The sequence below is a fragment of the Pseudomonas berkeleyensis genome, from assembly GCF_014109765.1.
In the GTDB taxonomy this organism is placed as follows: domain Bacteria; phylum Pseudomonadota; class Gammaproteobacteria; order Pseudomonadales; family Pseudomonadaceae; genus Aquipseudomonas; species Aquipseudomonas berkeleyensis.
Genome location: NZ_CP059139.1, coordinates 4,553,281 through 4,570,754 on the forward strand (window position 1 = coordinate 4,553,281; position 17,474 = coordinate 4,570,754).

The following is a 17,474-nucleotide window of genomic DNA, read 5'->3' on the forward strand; positions in this document are numbered from 1 at the left end:
CGACAGCTCCCAGGTTGTGGCTGCCTTACAGGTAGTAGGACTTCAGCGGCGGGAAGCCATTGAACTCCACAGCACTGTAACTGGTGGTGTAGGCACCGGTGGACAGCCAGTACAGGCGGTCACCGCTGGCCAGGTTCAGTGGCAGGCCGTACTTGTAGTTCTCGTACATGATGTCGGCGCTGTCGCAGGTCGGGCCAGCGATCACCACCTCTTCCATCTCGCCCTTCTTCTCGGTCCAGATCGGGAACTTGATGGCTTCGTCCATGGTTTCGATCAGGCCGCTGAACTTGCCCACATCGGCATACACCCAGCGCTCGACGGCGGTACGCGACTTGCGCGCCACCAGTACCACTTCCGATACCAGCACACCGGCGTTGGCGATCAGCGAACGACCCGGCTCGAGGATGATTTCCGGCAGCTCGTCACCGAAGTCTTCCTTGAGGAAGCGGGTGATTTCCTCGGCGTAGGTTTCCAGGTCATTGGTACGCTGGATGTAGTTGGCCGGGAAGCCGCCACCCATGTTGATCATCTTCAGGGTGATGCCGTCTTCTTCCTTCAGGCGCTCGAAGATCACCTTGACCTTGGCGATGGCCGCGTCCCACACGTCGATGTCGCGCTGCTGCGAACCAACATGGAAAGAAATGCCGTAAGGCACCAGGCCCAGTTGCTTGGCCAGGATCAGCAGATCCAGAGCCATGTCCGGCTGGCAGCCGAACTTGCGCGACAGCGGCCAGTCGGCGCTGGTGGAACCCTCGGTGAGGATACGCACATAGATCTTCGAGCCCGGCGCCGCCTTGGCGATGTTGCGCAGGTCAGCCTCGGAGTCGGTGGCGAACAGGCGCACGCCCTTCTCGAAGAAGTAACGAATATCACGGGATTTCTTGATGGTGTTGCCGTAGCTGATGCGCTCCGGGCCGACACCGGTGGCCATCACCTTGTCCAGCTCGTAGATCGAGGCAATGTCGAAGCTCGAGCCCTTGTCACGCAGCAGCTCGATGATCTCAGTGGCCGGGTTGGCCTTGACCGCGTAATAGATCTTGGCAAACGGGAAGCAGTTGCCCAGTTGGTCATAGGCATCGGCAATGATCTGCCGATCGATCACCACGAACGGGGTTTCGTGCTGGTCGGCAAATGCCTTCATGCGTTGGAAAGTGGCGGGTGCGTAGTAGTCTTCGACCTTGATCGACATGCTGGGGACTCCAATGGCAAAACCGGGAACACATTGATTCGGGCAGCAGAACCGCTTACAGGTTCCGCCACGTGTCGGGGCTGGCAGCGCCACGCGCTGACCTGAACGTCTGACAGTTTCCCCACTTTGGTTCGCCTACTTCCCAAGGCATGTCGCCGAGCATCACCGGTACCGACCATCAGCCGGCCGGCAACCTCTCGTCGTCAGTACTTGAGCCGGATGGATCGTTTCCAGCATGGACGTTCGGGCGCGGACTTTAAGACCATGCGCCCCTCAGATCAACCGGAAATTAGTCCTAATTTCATCTCGTTCCGGATATCACACAAAACGTCCTGAAATGCTGAACAGCCGGGGCTTTCAGGCAGTTTGCCGCGGGCATGTTTCAGCGCCGTTGCAGCGCATCGAATACCACGCTCGATCAATACACGTCGCGGCGGTAACGTCCTTCCTCGACCAGCTCCTGTACCACCTCATCGCCAAGCAGTTCGCGCAGCACCGCATCGACGCCACCAGCCATGCCCTGCAAGCTGCCGCAGACGTAGATGGCGGCGCCATCGGCCAGCCAGGCATGCAACCGTTCACGCTGTTCGCGCAGCAGATCCTGCACGTAGCGCTTCTCGGCCTGGTCGCGGGAGAAAGCCAGATCCAGGTGCTGCAGATCGCCCGCACTCAGCGCCGCTTGCAACTCATCACCACAGAAGAAGTCCTGGGCGCGGTTGCGCTCGCCGAACAGCAGCCAGTTGCGCCTCTGCCCCGCCAGCGTGCGCGCCCGCAACAGTGAACGCAGGCCAGCCAGGCCTGTGCCATTGCCGATCAGGATCAACGGACGATCGTCATCCGGCAGGTGGAAACCACTGTTGCGCCGCACACGTGCCAGCAGTTGGCCGCCTTCGGGCAGGTGCTCGGTCAGCCAGCCGGAACCCAGGCCCAGGCTGCCATTGGCCTGCACGGCCTGACGCACGATCAGTTGCAGCACACCGTCGGCCGCGACCGAGGCGATGGAATATTCGCGTGAACCCGACGGCACCAGTGCATCGACCAGCGCCTGGGCGTGCAGGCCAACCAGGTGAGCGAAACTGTCCGGCAACTGCCGTTCGGCCAACGCCTCCAGCAAATTGCTCGCCTGCCCGTCCAATGTCACCGCCTCGTTGCCCGTGAACCCGGAGTGCTGCAACCAGGCCTGCACTCGCGCCGGTGCATGGCGCGGACGAATCTCCAGGATATCGCCAGCCTGCCAGGTGCTCTGCGCAGGCGGAGTCAGGCCGATGAAGAACACCGCAGCGCCCTGACTGCCAGGGTTGAGCAGGCGCCGCTCGGTCAGCGTCCAGTTCTGCCACGGCGCTTCCTCGAAGCGAATCGGCGCGGCACCGGTCAGTTCGCTGAGATTCTGTTGCCAGCGTTGCAGCGCGGCCTGGTCGTCACCATCGACCTCGACGCTGTCGAACAGGCGATGCGCCCCCTGCAACCCCAGCCAGTCGTTGATGCGACGGGCGAAGCCACAGAAATGCTCGTACTGCCGATCGCCCAGCGCCAGCACGGCGTAGTTCAGTTGCGAGAGCGGCACGGAACCAGCGAGCACCTTGCGCTCGAAGCCTTGCGCGGTGTCAGGCGCCTCGCCATCACCAAAGGTGCTGACCACGAACAGCGCCTTCTGCGTGCGGCTCAGGCTGTCGGCATCGAGGCGCGCCAGCGGCTCGACTCGAACCGGGATACCGGCAGCCTGCAACTGCCCGGCACTCTGCCAGGCCAGTTGCTCGGCGAAGCCGCTCTGACTGGCGAAACCGACCAGCCAGCCCTCGCCCGAATCGTCCCCCTTGAGCGCCCCGCGAGCCGCCAGAACCGCGCGTTTCTTGCGACGGCGATCCAGATACAGCAGCCAGCCGGTGATGAAGAACAGCGGCATGACCCCGGTGGCCAGCATCATCAGGATGCGCCCCGGCATACCGAAGTACTCGCCGACATGCAGCGCGTAGACGCTGGTCAGCAACTGCGCCTTGAAGCTCTTCTCGGCGTAGCGCTCATGACGGCTGACTTCGCCGCTCTTCGGATCGATCTGGAACTGGTTGAACGCGCGTACATGGTCGGCGTCGTCGAGCATGTAGAAGACTGTCGCCGGCTGCCCGGCCACGGGCGGCAGGCGCAGGTTCCAGGCAATCAGCTTGGGCCCGGCAGCCTGCTGGATGCCTTGCCATACGGCGTCGTAGTCGACCTCCGGCGCTGAACCGCTGGGTGCCTGGCGGCCACCCTGGCCACGCCCTTCCCCGCGTTGCTCGGGTGGTGTGTCGGACAGCAGGCGCGTCAGGCCTTCGCGGTACCAGTCGTACGACCAATACAATCCGGTGAGCCCAGCGCAGAGATAGAACAGCAACGCCCAGGTGCCGGCGACGGCATGCAGATCCCAATTGAAGCTGCGGCCCTTCTTCTTCCAGTCCAGGGTCAACCAGGTGCGCCAGCTCAATGCCTTGCGCGGCCAGCGCAGGTAGATACCGGACAGGCAGAAGAACAGCAGCGCCACGGTGCTGGCAGCCGTGATCTGCTTGCCGACCTCGCCCATGGACAGGAAGCGGTGCAGCATCAGCATCAGGTGGAAGAAGTCCTGACCAATCGGTTCGGCCAGCACTTCACCGGTGTAGGGATCGAACACGACACGCGGCCCACGTCGTTCGCCAGGTGGCGGGGCGAGAACGGCCATGCCGGGGCCGTCATGCCGGCCATCGACCCACAACCCGGTAACGCGATCAGCCGTTGCAGTCTCGATTCGCGAGGCCAGTTCACCCGGCGTAAGGTGCCCCTGTGCGCTGGGCTGGATCTGCCAGCGCTCGGCGTTCAACGCACGGGTTATCTCACCCTCGAAGCTATAAAGGGCGCCGGTGATACCCATGATGGCCAACACCAGCCCGGCGCTGATGCCGAAGAACCAGTGCAACTGGAAGATGATTTTCTTGAACACGACGGAGCCACCCTTACCCTGACCCTCTGCGACGGGCGGCTACTCTATATGGGAATAATTTTCATAACCATTCATTTACGCGTTTTTTACGCATCTGCAAATCGTCTGCGCGCCAACCTCGAGCAGGCCCCGCGACAGCCCCAAAGCCGATCAGCGCCCCTCGGCCAGAGTATGCAGTTATCGGTATAATCGGCAGTTTTCCGGGTACCAAGGTGCCCTCAACGATTCAATCCAGGCACGCATTCATGACCACCCAGGCCGCCGAAGTCGCCAAGCGCCGTACCTTCGCCATCATTTCCCACCCGGACGCCGGTAAGACCACCATCACTGAAAAGCTGCTGCTGATGGGCAAGGCCATCGAGGTCGCCGGTACGGTGAAATCGCGTAAATCCGACCGCCATGCCACTTCCGACTGGATGGAAATGGAGAAACAGCGCGGCATCTCCATCACCACCTCGGTGATGCAGTTCCCCTATCGCGAGCACATGATCAACCTGCTCGACACCCCCGGCCACGAAGACTTCTCCGAAGACACCTACCGCACCCTGACCGCGGTGGACAGTGCGCTGATGGTGCTCGACGGCGGTAAGGGTGTCGAACCACGCACCATCGCCCTGATGGACGTCTGCCGCCTGCGTGATACGCCCATCGTCAGCTTCATCAACAAGCTCGACCGCGATATCCGCGACCCCATCGAGTTGCTCGACGAGATCGAGGCAGTACTCAACATCAAGGCCGCCCCCATCACCTGGCCGATCGGCTGCTACCGCGACTTCAAGGGTGTGTACCACCTGTCGCAGGACAAGATCATCGTCTACACGCCGGGTCACGGCCACGAGCGCACCGAAGCTAAGATCATCGACAAGCTCGACTCGGACGAAGCCCGCGCACACCTGGGCGACCTCTACGACAACTTCGTCGACCAGCTCGAACTGGTGCAAGGCGCCTGCCATGAATTCGACGCCGAGGCCTTCCTCAAGGGCGAGATGACTCCGGTGTTCTTCGGCACCGCGCTGGGCAACTTCGGCGTCGATCAGGTGCTCGACGCCGTGGTCGACTGGGCGCCGCGTCCGCTGCCGCGCGCCGCGCACGAGCGTAACGTCGAACCGACCGAGGAGAAGTTCTCCGGCTTCGTGTTCAAGATCCAGGCGAACATGGATCCCAAGCACCGCGACCGTATCGCCTTCATGCGCATCTGCTCCGGGCGTTACGAGAAAGGCATGAAGATGCGCCATGTGCGCATCAAGAAGGATCTGAAGATCGCCGACGCGCTGACCTTCTTCTCCAGCGAGCGCGAGCACCTGGACGAAGCCTTCGCCGGCGACATCATCGGCCTGCACAACCACGGCACCATCCAGATCGGCGACACCTTCACCGAAGGTGAAGTGCTGGGCTTCACCGGTATCCCGCACTTCGCGCCGGAGCTGTTCCGCCGCGTACGCCTGAAAGACCCGTTGAAATCCAAGCAACTGCGCCAGGGCCTACAGGAGCTGGCCGAGGAAGGCGCGACCCAGGTGTTCTTCCCCGAGCGCAACAACGACATCATTCTCGGCGCAGTCGGCGTGCTGCAGTTCGATGTGGTCGCCAGCCGCCTGAAGGAGGAATACAAGGTGGAATGCGCCTACGAGGCGATCAACGTCTGGTCGGCGCGCTGGATCGAATGCAGCGACGAGAAGAAGCTCAAGGAGTTCAAGGACAAGGCCTACGAGAACCTCGCCGTCGACGGCGGTGGCCACCTCACCTACCTGGCCCCAACCCGCGTCAACCTCAGCCTGATGGAAGAGCGCTGGCCGGATATCAAATTCCGCGCTACCCGCGAGCACCATTGATGCAGTAACGCCCCGGCCAACCGGGGCGGTCAAGCTGTTGTAGGGTGCGCCGTGCGCACCAGAAAGCAGCAATTACACTACGAGCCTCGAACCCATTCCGATGCGCGGTGCGCGCAGCGCACCCTACCCGGCAGGCAGTTATCGATATGCGCATCACCCTCCTTATGTCCATGCTGCTCACCGCCGGCATCGCTCACGCAGGTGTACTGGTCAATTCACCGGTTTGGGTGGTCGCCCTGCAGTGCGATGGTTACACGCAGTGCTATGCATCCAGCAACGGCTCCTACACTGGCAGCCTGAGCGGCGCGCGACGCTTCAACGACATGGAGCAGGCCTCACGCTTCGTCGAGAGCTTCACCAGCAGCATTCGTGACAAGAATCCGCAGATTCAGCAGATCAACGAGCCGGTATGCGTGCAGCCGGCCGCTAACAGCACCATCGAGAAAAACGCTCGTCCTTGCTGACGCCTCAGAGCCTGTTCAAAGTCTCGCGAGCTAGAGCCAGGCAAGGCAAGGCGAAGTCGAGCGAAGAACGCTCGGAGTCGCGTTCGACTTTACGAGCTGTAAATGAGCATTCTGACCGGGCTGGCGTTCCAGCTTGATTTCAACGCTGCATGGCCGACGCGCAGCAGACTTTGAACACGCTCTCAGACTGGACGAGCACTCAATCGCACGCCCCATATGTAGGGTGCGCCGTGCGCACCAGGGATAACCCCTCAGCTACAACGTTGCCCTAATCTTGGCCAAGCGGTGCGCGCAGCGCACCCTACACGGCACGCAGCAACGCGCGCACCTTGGCGGCCGAGAGTTTCTGCAAGCCGCACAGGTATTCATGGCCGGCGCGGATGGCGTGGCGTTCGAGCAGCAGGCGCTGCAGGTGCAGGGTCAGGTTGGCGGCCATCTCGGCATCGGCCAGGGCGCGGTGAGCGCGACCGGTATCCGGTAGGCCGGCCCAGGCGTTGAGGTCGCCCAGCTTGTGGCTCGGTGCCTCGGGTAGCAGGCGGCGCGACAGCAGCAGCGAACAGGCGAACGGCTGTGAACGACGACGGCGGATACGTGCCAGTTCGGCATCCCAGAATTTCTGATCAAACGCAGCGTTGTGCGCCAGCATTGGGCGCTCGCCGATGAAGTCGGCCACCTCGTTCATTACCTGATCCGAAGGCGGCGCACTGCGCAGCATGGCATTGCTGATACCGGTGAGTTGCTCGATGAAAGGCGGCACCCAGGCGCCACTGTTCATCAGGCTCTGGTAACGGTCGACGATGCGACCGTCCTCGATGATCGCCACGCCAATCTCGGTCGCGCGGGCCTGATCCGGCGAGACGCCTGTGGTTTCGAAGTCGATGACGGCGATGGATTCCACGCGGGCCTCAATGATTACGGAGCAGAAGATCGCCCTCGATGGGCACGTACAAACTGGCAGCGCGAATCAGCGACTGCGCCGTCAGCCCTGGCACGCCGAAGGCAATCGCCTCGATACCCTGGCTGCGCACCCGCTCGAGCAGCAGATCGAAATCGCCATCGCCGGACGCAAGCACGACCTCGTCGACCCGCGCCGCGGCATCGAGCACATCGATGGTGATGCCCACGTCCCAATCGCCCTTGGCCGAGCCGTCGCTGCGCTGGATGTAGGGTTTGAGCTTCACGGTGAAACCCAATTTGCGCAGGATCTGCTGGAACTGCTGCTGCTTGGCATCCCCTCGATCGATCGCGTAGGCGTAGGCCTCGACGATCACGCCACGGCGGCTGACCTCGGCCCACAGCACGCTGTAGTCGAAGTGGCAGCCATAGACCTGGCGCACCGTGTAATAGAGGTTCTGCACATCGGCGAATACGGCGATCTTCTTCACCGGGAGTCCTCGTGGGCTTTGAGCGCGCCAGTATGCCAGAGCCAGCTGCCTGCGTGCTCGCCGGGGCTGGCACGGCTGATTCACAGCCCCTATCCTTGCCGCCATGACACCTCTAGAGCGCCTCTGCCAGCGCAATCTCGATCTGCTCCAGAGCCTGGACATCGCCCATCGCCTGGTCGAGCACGAGCCGGTACTGGACTACCCGACCGCACATGCCGTGCGCCAGCGCTTCGCCCTGCGTGGCGTGGAGAGCAAGAGCCTGTTCCTGCGTATCGGCGAGCAACGCTACGCCATGCTGGTCAGCGTCGAAGGTGCCCGTGCCGACTGGGCACGCCTCAAACAGCTGCTCGGCAGCCGCCCACGCATCGCCAGTGACGAAGAGCTGACCGAACTCACCGGCTGCGTACCGATGTGCGCCTGCCCATTCGGTCATGACACGCGAATCAGCCTGCTGATAGACCGCGCCGTGCTCGCCTGCGATTTCCTGCTCTACTCGCCCGGCCCACCGCAGTTGACGCTGGAGGTCGCGGGCGCTCATTTGCCACGCCTGCTCGCGGCCCTGCCCAACCCGCAGCTGGAGTACCCTTGAACCTTTCAATCACCCTGGCGGGCGGCCATCAGAGCCCACGCCTCGATACCTGGTAGCCTGCCGATGAGTCCTTTGTCCGTCCTGCGCGACGCCTGGTTTTTCTTCAGTCACAACCTGCCTGCAATCGCCCGCCTGTGCCTGCCGCTATTGCTGCTCGAAGCCATCTGCCAGGCATTGCTGGCGGCGCAGCTCGGCGAGGGCGCCAACCCGGCCTACGCCATATTGCTCGGCGTGCTGTTCTATCCCCTGTACGCCGCGCCGCTGATTCTCTTCCTGCATGCGCGCAGCAATGGGCAGACGCCTGGCAACGGCCAGCTGTTCGCAGCCGGCCTGCAACTGTGGCCTGCCTTCGCCCTGATGGTCGGCCTGAGCACGCTGGCGATCATGCTCGGGCTGTCACTGCTGATCGTGCCGGGGATCTGGATCATGATTCGCCTGGCGTTCTCGGAGCTGATCCTGGTGCTGCAGCAGGAACCACCCCTGCGCGCACTGCAGAGCAGCTTCGCACTGACCAAAGGGCGTTTCTGGCCGGTGTTCACCTGCCTGATCAACGTACTGCTGCCACTCTGGCTGCTGGACTGGTGGACGCTGCCAAAACAGAGCGACACCCTGCTCTGGGTGCTGCATCAGGCCGGCAATGGTTTCATCCAGCTGTTTGCCATCGTGGTGCTGTTTCGCCTGTTCATGCTGCTTGCGCCACAGGCAGCGCACAATCGTGGTGACGACTGACAGGCCACTGGAAAGCAACTGCTAGGCTTGCCTCTTCGGCAAACGAGGAATGAGTGCAATGAGCGACTACAACCCGAGCATCCTGTCTCACGTGTCCATCGGTACCAATCGTTTCGAGGAGGCCAGCGCCTTCTATGCCAAGGTCTTGGCAACGCTGGGCTGCAAGGAAATCATACGTTACCCCGGCGCTGTGGCGTTCGGCCGCGAATACCCGGAGTTCTGGGTACAAACCCCGATCAACGGCCAGCCCGCGACCCTGGGCAATGGCAGCCACTTTGGCTTCGTCGCACCGGACAAGGCCTCGGTACACGCCTTCCATCAGGCTGCTCTCGAAGCTGGGGCGAGCGACGAAGGCCAACCCGGCCCACGCCTGGACTATGGCGAGCCCTATTACGGCTGCTTCGTGCGTGATCTGGATGGCCACAAGGTCGAGGCCACTTACTGGGATATGGCGCTGGCACAAGCGCTGTACAGCGAACCACACAATCACTCGTAGCGCGTCACTACTGACCCGCCACCACCGCCTGGTAGCGCAGGGCTGCGCGAGCAATCCAGCCCTCGCGCCGCAGATTCTCGATGGCAGCAGCCAGCTGCGGCATGCGCGCCAGGCGCTTGCGCGAGAAACCGATATAGAGCTCGGTGCGGGCATCCGGCTGATAGGCGGCCTTGACGATGTGCCCCGCCAGTTCGGGATCGAGCAAGGCATAGTCGACCTGGCAATCGGTTCCCACCAGGGCATCGATACGGCCGCGCGCCAACATTTCCAGCAACTGGCTTTCGTTGCTCACGCCGACCTTGTCCAGTTGCTCATCGCCATCGAACGGCTGGAAGTAAACCGACTCCAGCACATAGCCGATGCGCAGCCCGCGCAATGTCGAGTAGTCATTCAAGCGCACCGCCACCGCAGGGCTGGCGTAGAAACGTGGCGAGCACGCGTAATACGGCATGTCCAGGTAATGGATGTAACGCTCGCGATCCGGCGTTTTCGCCAGGCCGGTCATCAAATCGGCCGTGCCCTGATCCAACGCCGCCAAACCACGCGCCCAGGGCGCACGCTGCACATCGAAATGGATGCCGGTACGACGCGACAACTCATTCAACAGATCGATATCCAGCCCGCGCAGCTGGTCGCCCTCGTCCGCCATGCGAAACGGCGGCCACAGATCCGTCATCACCTTCAGCGGCTCGCTTTCGCCGGCCCGGCACAATGGCGCAAGCACCAGTAGGATCAACAGCCAGACACGCATCAGACTCTCCAGAACCTCATGGTTTACCGAGCCACCACACGACAGGAACACCTTGCTTTTCGCGTATTGCGGCATGGTACTTCAGCACTTCGGGACTGTCCCCAGGCGCCGCGAACCTCTGGGAACTGGCGCTCAACATGCCTGGGCCGATGCAACGCACTGGGGTATCCTCGCCTCCTCCCAGCATAGTCGCCCGCGTCGCCATGTCCCTGCCCCGTCCGCTGCGCCTGTTCCTGCTCACCCTCGCGGTGCTGTTCGGCATTCTTCTCATCCTGCTCTACACGCTGACCTGGCGCCCGGCCGCGCGTGAGGACGCAGCGCTGAGCTGCAACGCCCAGACCGCCAAGCTGCAACCGGGCCAGGCCTTGAAAGTGATGACCTGGAACGTGCAGTACCTGGCAGGCAAGCGCTACGTGTTCTGGTACGACTTACCTGGCGGCGATGGCCCGGACGAACGCCCCAGCCGCGAAGACCTGGCGACCACGCTCGATGAAGTGGTGCGCGTCCTGCGTGACGAGCAGCCCGACGTGGTACTGCTGCAGGAACTGCATGACGGCGCCAGGGCCAGCGACTACCAGGATCAACTGGCGCTGCTGCAGGAACGCCTGGCCGACCTTTACCCCTGCGCCAGCCAGGCCTTCTACTGGAAAGCCGGTTTCGTGCCACACCCACGCATTCTCGGCAGCGTTGGCATGAAGCTGGGCACCCTCAGCCGCTTCCAGATCGCCCGCGCCGAGCGGGTGCAGTTGCCGACTCCCGGCAGCGACCCGCTGAGCCGCCAGTTTCAGCTCAAACGCGCCTTGCTGATCAGTTACCTGCCGATCCGTGGCAGCGGCGAACTGGTCATGATCAATACCCACTTCGATGCCTTCGCCCAGGGCGATGACACCATGCAGCGCCAGGTGGCCATGACCGACGGCCTGCTGCAGCAATTGCAGAGCGCAGGAACACCGTGGGTACTGGGCGGCGACCTCAACCTGCTGCCGCCCGGTCAGTTCCAGCACCTGCCCGAGGATCAGCGTGGCTGGTATGCCTCCGACAGCGAGCTGCAGGATCTGGCCCGGCGCTATCCGATGATTCCCAGCCTGCAGCAATCGAGCGGCGCGCGACAGGCAGACTGGTACACCCACTACCCCAACGACCCCGCCGCCAAAGGCCCGGATCGCACTCTCGACTACCTCTTCTACAGCCCGCGCCTCACCCCGCTCGCCAGCCAGGTGCGCCAGCACGACACGCAGGGCATTTCCGACCACCTGCCGGTCATCGGCCGCTTCTTCCTGCCCAGCCACGAATAAGCGCAGACGAACTGGACAAGCCCGCCAGGACTTGTCCATGCTCGAAGGGCACGACCCAATAACGACAAGACGGCGAAGAGCCGCGATACCCGGATGCCAAAACGCTTCTGCCTGATACTCATCACCCTGCTATGGCTGCCCGTTGCTCACACGACCGAGGCCAGGCAGCGCATTCATGTCGGCTATTACGAATTCCCCCCCTATTCCTATACGGACGCCCAGGGCCAACCCAGCGGTTCTGGTCTGGAGCTGACGGCGCGCCTGCTGGAACAGGCCGGCTACCAGGTCGAGTTTCGCTCCTACCCCGGTGCCCGCCTGTACAGCGGCCTGCAGGATGGCAGCGTGCAGATATGGCCCGGCGCCCCCGGCAAGACTGAGCTGGCCGAGCACACCCTGGAAGGCCGCCACCTGCTGGGCGAAATCACCCTCAACCTGTACTTCCGCCCCGACACTCCACCACCGCGCCTGCCGGACGATCTGCACGGGCGTGGAGTGATCCTGATCACCGGTTACAGCTATTGGCAGGACGTCAATCAGTGGCTGGAAGACCCGGCCCGCCAGATCACCCGTCATCGCACCTCTAGCCATACCTCGGCGCTGGAGATGCTGGAGCGTCGACGCGGTGACTACCTGCTGGACTATCAAGCGCCTGTCGAACAGGCCAAACGAGCCTTGGCCATGGGCGATCTGCCGTTCGTCGAAGTGCAGCGCCTGCCACTGCGGCTGATCTTCTCCCGCCACGCCCCCAACGCCGAACGCCTGCGTGACGACCTGGATCGCGTCTATCAACAGCTCAAGGACGCCGGCGAGGATCTGTGGCTGTATTGACGCCTCACTCCGGCCGTAACGCCGCCAGCGCACGCTCCAGGCTGGCGTGTGACAACTCGCCCAGGTGGCTGCCGACCTGACGCCCTTCGGCGTCGTAGAACAGCGTGGTAGGCAAGGCCCGCGAGCCGACCATCTGCCCCAGTTGCACCGAACCATCGAGCAGCAGGTTGTCCAACGCCAGGTTCTGCTTGGCCAGGAAGTCGGCTACCCACTCCGCACTCTCGCCCTGATTGATGAACAGGAAGGTCACACCTGCCTCACGCTGCTGAGCCTGCATCAGCACCGGCATCTCGCGCCGGCACGGCGGACACCAGGTGGCCCAGAGGTTCACCACCAGTGGCTGGCCAGCGTAATCGCGCAGGTTCACCGTGCGCCCCTGGGCGTCCTGAACCTGCAGGTCGGGAAGCCGCGTGCCCTGCTCCAACACCTGCAGCAGCAAGCTACCGCCCAACCACAGCGCCAGACCGACGCTCATCGCAATGCCCAGGGGTCGACGCAGCGGTATCTGGCGCCAGATGTACCAGGCACCCAGCATCAATCCGGCGAGAACGCCTGGCCAGGCGATGAAGCCGCCATCGCGTATATCCACCACCCGCCACGGCTCGTCACGGTAGTACTCGGCATACACCAGCACGAACGCCAGCCGCGCGACCACCAGCGCCAGCAGCAACATGCGAAACAGCTGCCGCTCCGGATTGCAGCCATGCCGGCGGCCGATCAACCAGCCAACCAGTGTGGCCAGCAGCAGGCTGCCGAACAGCAGCACATGGGAAACGCCAAGGGCCAGGGGGCCAATATCCAGAGTCAGCATCGTCCGTTCATTTCCTCGGTTTGGCCCGCGCAGTGGGCTCGGCGATCAACGGGTCATCCGGCCAATAGTGCTTCGGGTAGCGCCCCTTGAGATCCTTCTTCACCTCCAGGTAGGTATTGGCCCAGAAGCTGGCCAGATCCTGCGTAACCTGCACCGGCCTGCGCGCGGGTGACAGCAGGTGCAGCTTGAGGCCGAGGCGGCCACCGGCGATGCGCGGCGTGGCGGCCAGGCCGAACAGCTCCTGCAGGCGCACGGCGAGCACCGGCGGGTTTTCCGTGTAGTCGATGGCAATGCGTGAGCCGGACGGCACGCTCAGTGCGCGCGGCGCCAGCTCGTCGAGACGTTGCGGCAAAGGCCAGGGCAGCAGCGTCTGCAGGATCGACGGCAGATCGAGGCCTGCGAAATGGCTGAGGCGATTGACCTTACCCAGATATGGCGTCAACCACTGATCGAGGCTGGCCAGCAGCGCGGCATCCGACAAGTCCGGCCAGTCGCTCTGCCCCTGTTGCTGCATGTCCAGTCCACGCAACAGCGCCACGCGCGCCTGCCATTGGCGCAACTCGGGCGTCCAGGGCAGCAGCTCCAGTCCCTTGCGCCGCACCAGCCCGACCAGGGCGCGGCAACGTGCCTGCTCGTCCAGTGTGGCCAATGCCTGACGCTCCAGCACCAGTTCGCCGACCTTGCGCTGGCGCTCGGCGCGCAGCACGCCCTCACGCTCGTCCCAGTCGAGCACCTCCAGCGTCTGCACCTGCTCGGCCAGCTCGCCTGCGAATAGCGCCGGATCGAGATCGGCAGCCAGATAGATACGCTCTTCACGCTGGCCCTGGCGGCTGCCCAGGTCGGCCACCACCAGCCATTCATGCTTCATCAGGGCATCGGCCTCGCCGAACTGCGCGGCGCGACCATTAGCCAGGCGGTAGTCGGCACCACCAGCGCGACGCTGCTGGGCGATGCGATCCGGGTAGGCGAAGGCCAGCAGGCAACCAAGCCAACGTGGATGTTCGGGGTCATTCACCATCTCACTCACCGCCCGCCCCCTAAGTAACCCCTGGAATTGCTTGGCCAGTTGCCGCGCACGCTGTACGCCGCCCATCGCGTTGCGGCCGACACGGCTTTCGCCGCCAAGCAACGCCAGGCGACTGTGCAGGTCAGCGCCACCACCGCGCATTATGTCGCGCTCCGACAGCAGCGCCGCCAGGTCGCACGCCAGCGCCCCCAGGCCCAGCGCCTGACCGCGCAGCAGCAGATGGGCGATGCGCGGGTGGCTCGGCAGCTCGGCCATGGCCTGGCCATGGGCATTGAGCGCGCCGCGCTCGTCCAGCGCACCGAGGCGACCGAGCAGATCCAGCGCCTGGGCATAGGCTGCCGGTGGTGGCACATCGAGCCAGCTCAGTTCCTGCGGCGTCACGCCCCAACGCAGCAGTTGCAGGGCCAGCCCAGACAGGTCGGCCTGAAGGATTTCCGCGCTGGAATAGGCACTGAGCTGCTCGTGCTGCGCTTGCGACCACAAGCGGTAGCAGGCGCCCGGCTCCAGGCGACCAGCACGCCCAGCACGCTGGGTGGCCGAAGCGCGGGAAATGCGCTGCGTGTCGAGTCGCGTCATGCCGCTGGCCGGGTCGAAGCGCGGCACCCGCGCCAGGCCGGCATCGACCACCACACGCACACCGTCGATGGTCAGGCTGGTCTCGGCGATATTGGTGGCCAGCACCACCTTGCGCTTGCCTGCCGGGGCTGGCTCGATGGCGGCGCGCTGGGCGGACAGTTCCAGCTCACCATGCAGCGGGCAGAGCAAGATGTCGTCGCGACCGACCAGCACCTCGCCCAGTTGCTCGGCCACGCGGCGAATCTCGGCCTGGCCCGGCAGGAACACCAGCAGGCTGCCGGGCTCGTCGGCCAACGCCTGTTGCACCGTCTGCACCACGCGCGGCTCGATCCATTCGCCCGGCTGAAACGGTGCGCCCCAGCGGATATCCACGGGGTACATGCGCCCTTCGCTGCGCAGCACCGGCGCCTCGCCAAGCAGTGCTGATAGGCGCTCGCCCTCCAGGGTGGCCGACATCAGCAGCACCTTGAGCGGCGTTTCACCACTGTCCGCCGCACGGAACATGGCGCGGCCATTGAGCGTCAGCGCCAGGGCCAGGTCGGCATCCAGGCTGCGCTCGTGGAATTCGTCGAAGATCACCAGGCCAACACCATCCAGCGCCGGGTCGTCCTGCAGGCGGCGGGCCAGGATGCCTTCGGTAACCACCTCGATGCGCGTATTCGGCCCGACCTTGCTGTCCAGGCGAATGCGATAGCCGACCGTCTCTCCCACCCGCTCGCCCAGCTCGCTAGCCAGGCGTTCGGCCGCGGCACGGGCCGCCAGGCGGCGCGGCTCGAGCATGAGGATGGTTTGCCCCGCCAGCCACGGCGCATCGAGCAGCGCCAGCGGTACGCGGGTGGTCTTGCCAGCGCCTGGCGGCGCCTCCAGCACCACTTCGTGGCGGGCGCTCAGGGCATCGCGCAAATCAGGCAGAAGCGAATCGATCGGCAGGGTGTTCATCATTTCTCCACAGCAAGCCGGCGATTATAGAGCAGCCGCAATGCGGCGAACCGCCAGCGCCGCCGCCGGTCTTATTGACAACCGCCGTCCACTAGCGGCTTTGCAATGGCGAACTGCTATAGTTGCGCCACTCTTTCAGGAGGTGCTCATGCGCACGAAATCCCGTGTCATCGCCGGCGTTGTCGCCGCTGCCCTGCTTGCTCAACTCACCGCGTGTGGCTCGATCTTCTACCCGGATCGCCGTGGCCAGATCGAGGGCCGAATCGACCCTGTGATCGCCGGGGCCAACGCCATCGGTATCCTGTTCTACGTGATTCCAGGCCTGATCGCCTTCGCCGTGGACTTCGCCACTGGCGCCATCTATCTGCCCGAAGGCCAGACCGCTCAGGTCGACCCACAACAGCTGCAGAAGCTGATCGGCGAAGACGGCAAGGTCGACCAATACGCGCTCAAGACCCTGATCGAAACCAGCACCGGCCACCAGTTGCCGCTGAACGATCCGCGCCTGATCCAGCACAGCGGCAACGCCGAGCAACTGGCCGCCTACGGCCTGCGTCCGGCAGCCTGAGCCGATGCACAACCCGCAGCACGCCAGGCTGATGCGCCTGGCTACCCGGGCAGCGTTGGCAGTCGCTCTGACCCTGGTGCTGGCCAAGGCCATTGCCTGGTGGTTGAGCGGCTCGGTCAGTTTGCTGGCCGGCCTCACCGACTCGTTGCTCGATAGTGCAGCCTCGCTGATCAACCTGATCGCCGTGCATTTCGCCCTGCGGCCTGCGGACGAAGATCACCGTTACGGCCACGGCAAGGCCGAAGCCCTGGCCGGGCTGGGCCAGGCGCTGTTCATCGGCGTCAGCGCCATTCTCATCGGCCTGCAGGGCATCGAACGCCTGCAGTCGCCGCAGCCGCTGGAGGCCGAAGGCGTCGGTATCGCGGTCATGCTGTTGTCGCTGGCGCTGACCATCGTGCTGCTGGCCTTTCAACGCAAGGTGGTGCGCGAAACCGGCTCTACCGCCATCCACGCGGACTCGCTGCATTACCGCTCCGACATCCTGCTCAACAGCAGCATCCTTCTCGCCCTGTTGCTGACGCGCTTCGGTTGGCAGCAGATGGACGCGATCTTCGCCATCGGCATCGCCTTCTACATCTTCTGGAGCGCCATCAGCATCGTGCGCGGCTCAATCGCCGTACTGATGGACGAGGAACTGCCCAGCGAAACCTCGCAGCACATGTACGACCTGGCCAACGCCGTACCCGGCGTGCTCGGCTCCCACGACCTGCGCACGCGCATTTCCGGCACACGCTGGTTCGTCCAGCTGCACCTGGAGCTACCCGGCGAGATGAGCCTGTCAGAGGCGCACAACCACTGCGTGGCGGTGGAGAAAGCGATTCATGAACACTACCCGCGAGCCGAAGTGCTGGTGCACGCCGACCCGCAGGAAATTGTTCAGCACTGACGCCAAGGCTAGGCCTCCCTCTCCGAAAGTCGCACCCGCCCGTTGCGCGCACAAATTTCAGGCATGAAAAAAGGGGCCTTGCGGCCCCCTCGGGAAATCTGTCCGGTGCTGGCGGTGTTGTCGCCGCTTTCGTCGCCCGCCTGGTTGGGCAGTGCGGACCCG

General features: G+C 63.9%; 16 protein-coding genes. 9 read left to right on the forward strand and 7 right to left on the reverse strand.

What is annotated here, in order from left to right; genetic code table 11:
• Positions 1-25: 25 nt before the first annotated feature.
• Positions 26-1,189 (reverse strand): type III PLP-dependent enzyme, encoded by a 1,164-nt coding sequence (locus HS968_RS21075; RefSeq protein ID WP_106737075.1) that lies wholly within the window; start codon positions 1,187-1,189, stop codon positions 26-28.
• A gap of 418 nt (positions 1,190-1,607) precedes the next feature.
• Entirely contained in the window at positions 1,608-4,139 is a 2,532-nt protein-coding gene (locus HS968_RS21080) for a PepSY domain-containing protein (RefSeq protein ID WP_182368548.1), read from the reverse strand.
• Between the two features lie 245 nt (positions 4,140-4,384).
• On the opposite strand from HS968_RS21080, the gene HS968_RS21085 reads away from it, so the two are divergent.
• Together HS968_RS21085 and HS968_RS21090 are read left to right on the forward strand one after the other, a co-directional pair.
• A complete protein-coding gene (locus tag HS968_RS21085; protein ID WP_106737077.1) occupies positions 4,385-5,968 on the forward strand; it encodes a peptide chain release factor 3 in 1,584 nt (527 codons plus the stop codon).
• Positions 5,969-6,114: 146 nt separating this feature from the next.
• Positions 6,115-6,432, forward strand: a complete 318-nt coding sequence (locus tag HS968_RS21090; RefSeq protein ID WP_182368549.1) for a hypothetical protein — start codon at positions 6,115-6,117, stop codon at positions 6,430-6,432.
• A gap of 301 nt (positions 6,433-6,733) precedes the next feature.
• Here HS968_RS21090 and HS968_RS21095 read toward each other — a convergent pair whose 3' ends face one another.
• Together HS968_RS21095 and HS968_RS21100 are read right to left on the reverse strand one after the other, a co-directional pair.
• On the reverse strand, positions 6,734-7,330 hold the full coding sequence (locus HS968_RS21095; RefSeq protein ID WP_182368550.1) for a 3'-5' exonuclease: 597 nt from the start codon (positions 7,328-7,330) through the stop codon (positions 6,734-6,736).
• A gap of 7 nt (positions 7,331-7,337) precedes the next feature.
• Positions 7,338-7,817 carry a LabA-like NYN domain-containing protein gene (locus HS968_RS21100; protein ID WP_179622523.1) on the reverse strand — a complete coding sequence of 160 codons (480 nt, stop codon included), beginning with the start codon at positions 7,815-7,817 and terminating at the stop codon, positions 7,338-7,340.
• Between the two features lie 103 nt (positions 7,818-7,920).
• On the opposite strand from HS968_RS21100, the gene HS968_RS21105 reads away from it, so the two are divergent.
• The 3 genes from HS968_RS21105 (at position 7,921) to HS968_RS21115 (ending at position 9,631) form a co-directional block, all read left to right on the forward strand.
• A complete protein-coding gene (locus tag HS968_RS21105) occupies positions 7,921-8,406 on the forward strand; it encodes a YbaK/EbsC family protein (RefSeq protein ID WP_182368551.1) in 486 nt (161 codons plus the stop codon).
• A 63-nt stretch (positions 8,407-8,469) separates the two neighbouring features.
• Positions 8,470-9,135: a YciC family protein gene (locus tag HS968_RS21110; protein ID WP_182368552.1), complete on the forward strand. Its 666-nt coding sequence runs from the start codon at positions 8,470-8,472 to the stop codon at positions 9,133-9,135.
• A 58-nt stretch (positions 9,136-9,193) separates the two neighbouring features.
• Positions 9,194-9,631 carry a VOC family protein gene (locus HS968_RS21115; RefSeq protein ID WP_182368554.1) on the forward strand — a complete coding sequence of 146 codons (438 nt, stop codon included), beginning with the start codon at positions 9,194-9,196 and terminating at the stop codon, positions 9,629-9,631.
• A gap of 7 nt (positions 9,632-9,638) precedes the next feature.
• On the opposite strand, the gene HS968_RS21120 is transcribed toward HS968_RS21115, so the two are convergent.
• Complete coding sequence (locus tag HS968_RS21120; RefSeq protein ID WP_182368555.1) at positions 9,639-10,382, reverse strand: substrate-binding periplasmic protein; 744 nt, start codon at positions 10,380-10,382, stop codon at positions 9,639-9,641.
• A gap of 203 nt (positions 10,383-10,585) precedes the next feature.
• On the opposite strand from HS968_RS21120, the gene HS968_RS21125 reads away from it, so the two are divergent.
• Positions 10,586-11,677, forward strand: coding sequence for an endonuclease/exonuclease/phosphatase family protein (locus tag HS968_RS21125; RefSeq protein ID WP_119694555.1), 1,092 nt, complete (start codon positions 10,586-10,588; stop codon positions 11,675-11,677).
• A 93-nt stretch (positions 11,678-11,770) separates the two neighbouring features.
• A complete protein-coding gene (locus HS968_RS21130) occupies positions 11,771-12,505 on the forward strand; it encodes a substrate-binding periplasmic protein (RefSeq protein WP_182368556.1) in 735 nt (244 codons plus the stop codon).
• 4 nt (positions 12,506-12,509) lie between these two features.
• Here the strand turns inward: HS968_RS21130 and HS968_RS21135 are convergent, their stop codons facing one another.
• Both HS968_RS21135 and hrpB read right to left on the reverse strand, forming a co-directional pair.
• Complete coding sequence (locus HS968_RS21135) at positions 12,510-13,316, reverse strand: TlpA family protein disulfide reductase (protein ID WP_182368557.1); 807 nt, start codon at positions 13,314-13,316, stop codon at positions 12,510-12,512.
• A gap of 7 nt (positions 13,317-13,323) precedes the next feature.
• Entirely contained in the window at positions 13,324-15,858 is a 2,535-nt protein-coding gene (gene hrpB / locus HS968_RS21140) for an ATP-dependent helicase HrpB (RefSeq protein ID WP_182368558.1), read from the reverse strand.
• Positions 15,859-16,006: 148 nt separating this feature from the next.
• Between hrpB and HS968_RS21145 the strand changes: the two genes are divergently transcribed.
• Both HS968_RS21145 and HS968_RS21150 read left to right on the forward strand, forming a co-directional pair.
• Complete coding sequence (locus HS968_RS21145; protein ID WP_182368560.1) at positions 16,007-16,426, forward strand: polyribonucleotide nucleotidyltransferase; 420 nt, start codon at positions 16,007-16,009, stop codon at positions 16,424-16,426.
• 4 nt (positions 16,427-16,430) lie between these two features.
• A complete protein-coding gene (locus HS968_RS21150; protein WP_182368561.1) occupies positions 16,431-17,312 on the forward strand; it encodes a cation diffusion facilitator family transporter in 882 nt (293 codons plus the stop codon).
• The last annotated feature ends 162 nt before the right edge of the window (positions 17,313-17,474 follow it).

Bases quoted from the DNA above. Each gene is read 5' to 3' on its own strand.
- hrpB (WP_182368558.1), bottom strand. From the start codon at position 15,858: ATGAACACCCTGCCGATCGATTCGCTTCTGCCTGATTTGCGCGATGCC.
- HS968_RS21090 (WP_182368549.1), top strand. From the start codon at position 6,115: ATGCGCATCACCCTCCTTATGTCCATGCTGCTCACCGCCGGCATCGCT.
- HS968_RS21130 (WP_182368556.1), top strand. From the start codon at position 11,771: ATGCCAAAACGCTTCTGCCTGATACTCATCACCCTGCTATGGCTGCCC.
- HS968_RS21120 (WP_182368555.1), bottom strand. From the start codon at position 10,382: ATGCGTGTCTGGCTGTTGATCCTACTGGTGCTTGCGCCATTGTGCCGG.
- HS968_RS21145 (WP_182368560.1), top strand. From the start codon at position 16,007: ATGCGCACGAAATCCCGTGTCATCGCCGGCGTTGTCGCCGCTGCCCTG.
- HS968_RS21135 (WP_182368557.1), bottom strand. From the start codon at position 13,316: ATGCTGACTCTGGATATTGGCCCCCTGGCCCTTGGCGTTTCCCATGTG.
- HS968_RS21085 (WP_106737077.1), top strand. From the start codon at position 4,385: ATGACCACCCAGGCCGCCGAAGTCGCCAAGCGCCGTACCTTCGCCATC.
- HS968_RS21105 (WP_182368551.1), top strand. From the start codon at position 7,921: ATGACACCTCTAGAGCGCCTCTGCCAGCGCAATCTCGATCTGCTCCAG.
- HS968_RS21150 (WP_182368561.1), top strand. From the start codon at position 16,431: ATGCACAACCCGCAGCACGCCAGGCTGATGCGCCTGGCTACCCGGGCA.
- HS968_RS21110 (WP_182368552.1), top strand. From the start codon at position 8,470: ATGAGTCCTTTGTCCGTCCTGCGCGACGCCTGGTTTTTCTTCAGTCAC.
- HS968_RS21075 (WP_106737075.1), bottom strand. From the start codon at position 1,189: ATGTCGATCAAGGTCGAAGACTACTACGCACCCGCCACTTTCCAACGC.
- HS968_RS21125 (WP_119694555.1), top strand. From the start codon at position 10,586: ATGTCCCTGCCCCGTCCGCTGCGCCTGTTCCTGCTCACCCTCGCGGTG.
- HS968_RS21115 (WP_182368554.1), top strand. From the start codon at position 9,194: ATGAGCGACTACAACCCGAGCATCCTGTCTCACGTGTCCATCGGTACC.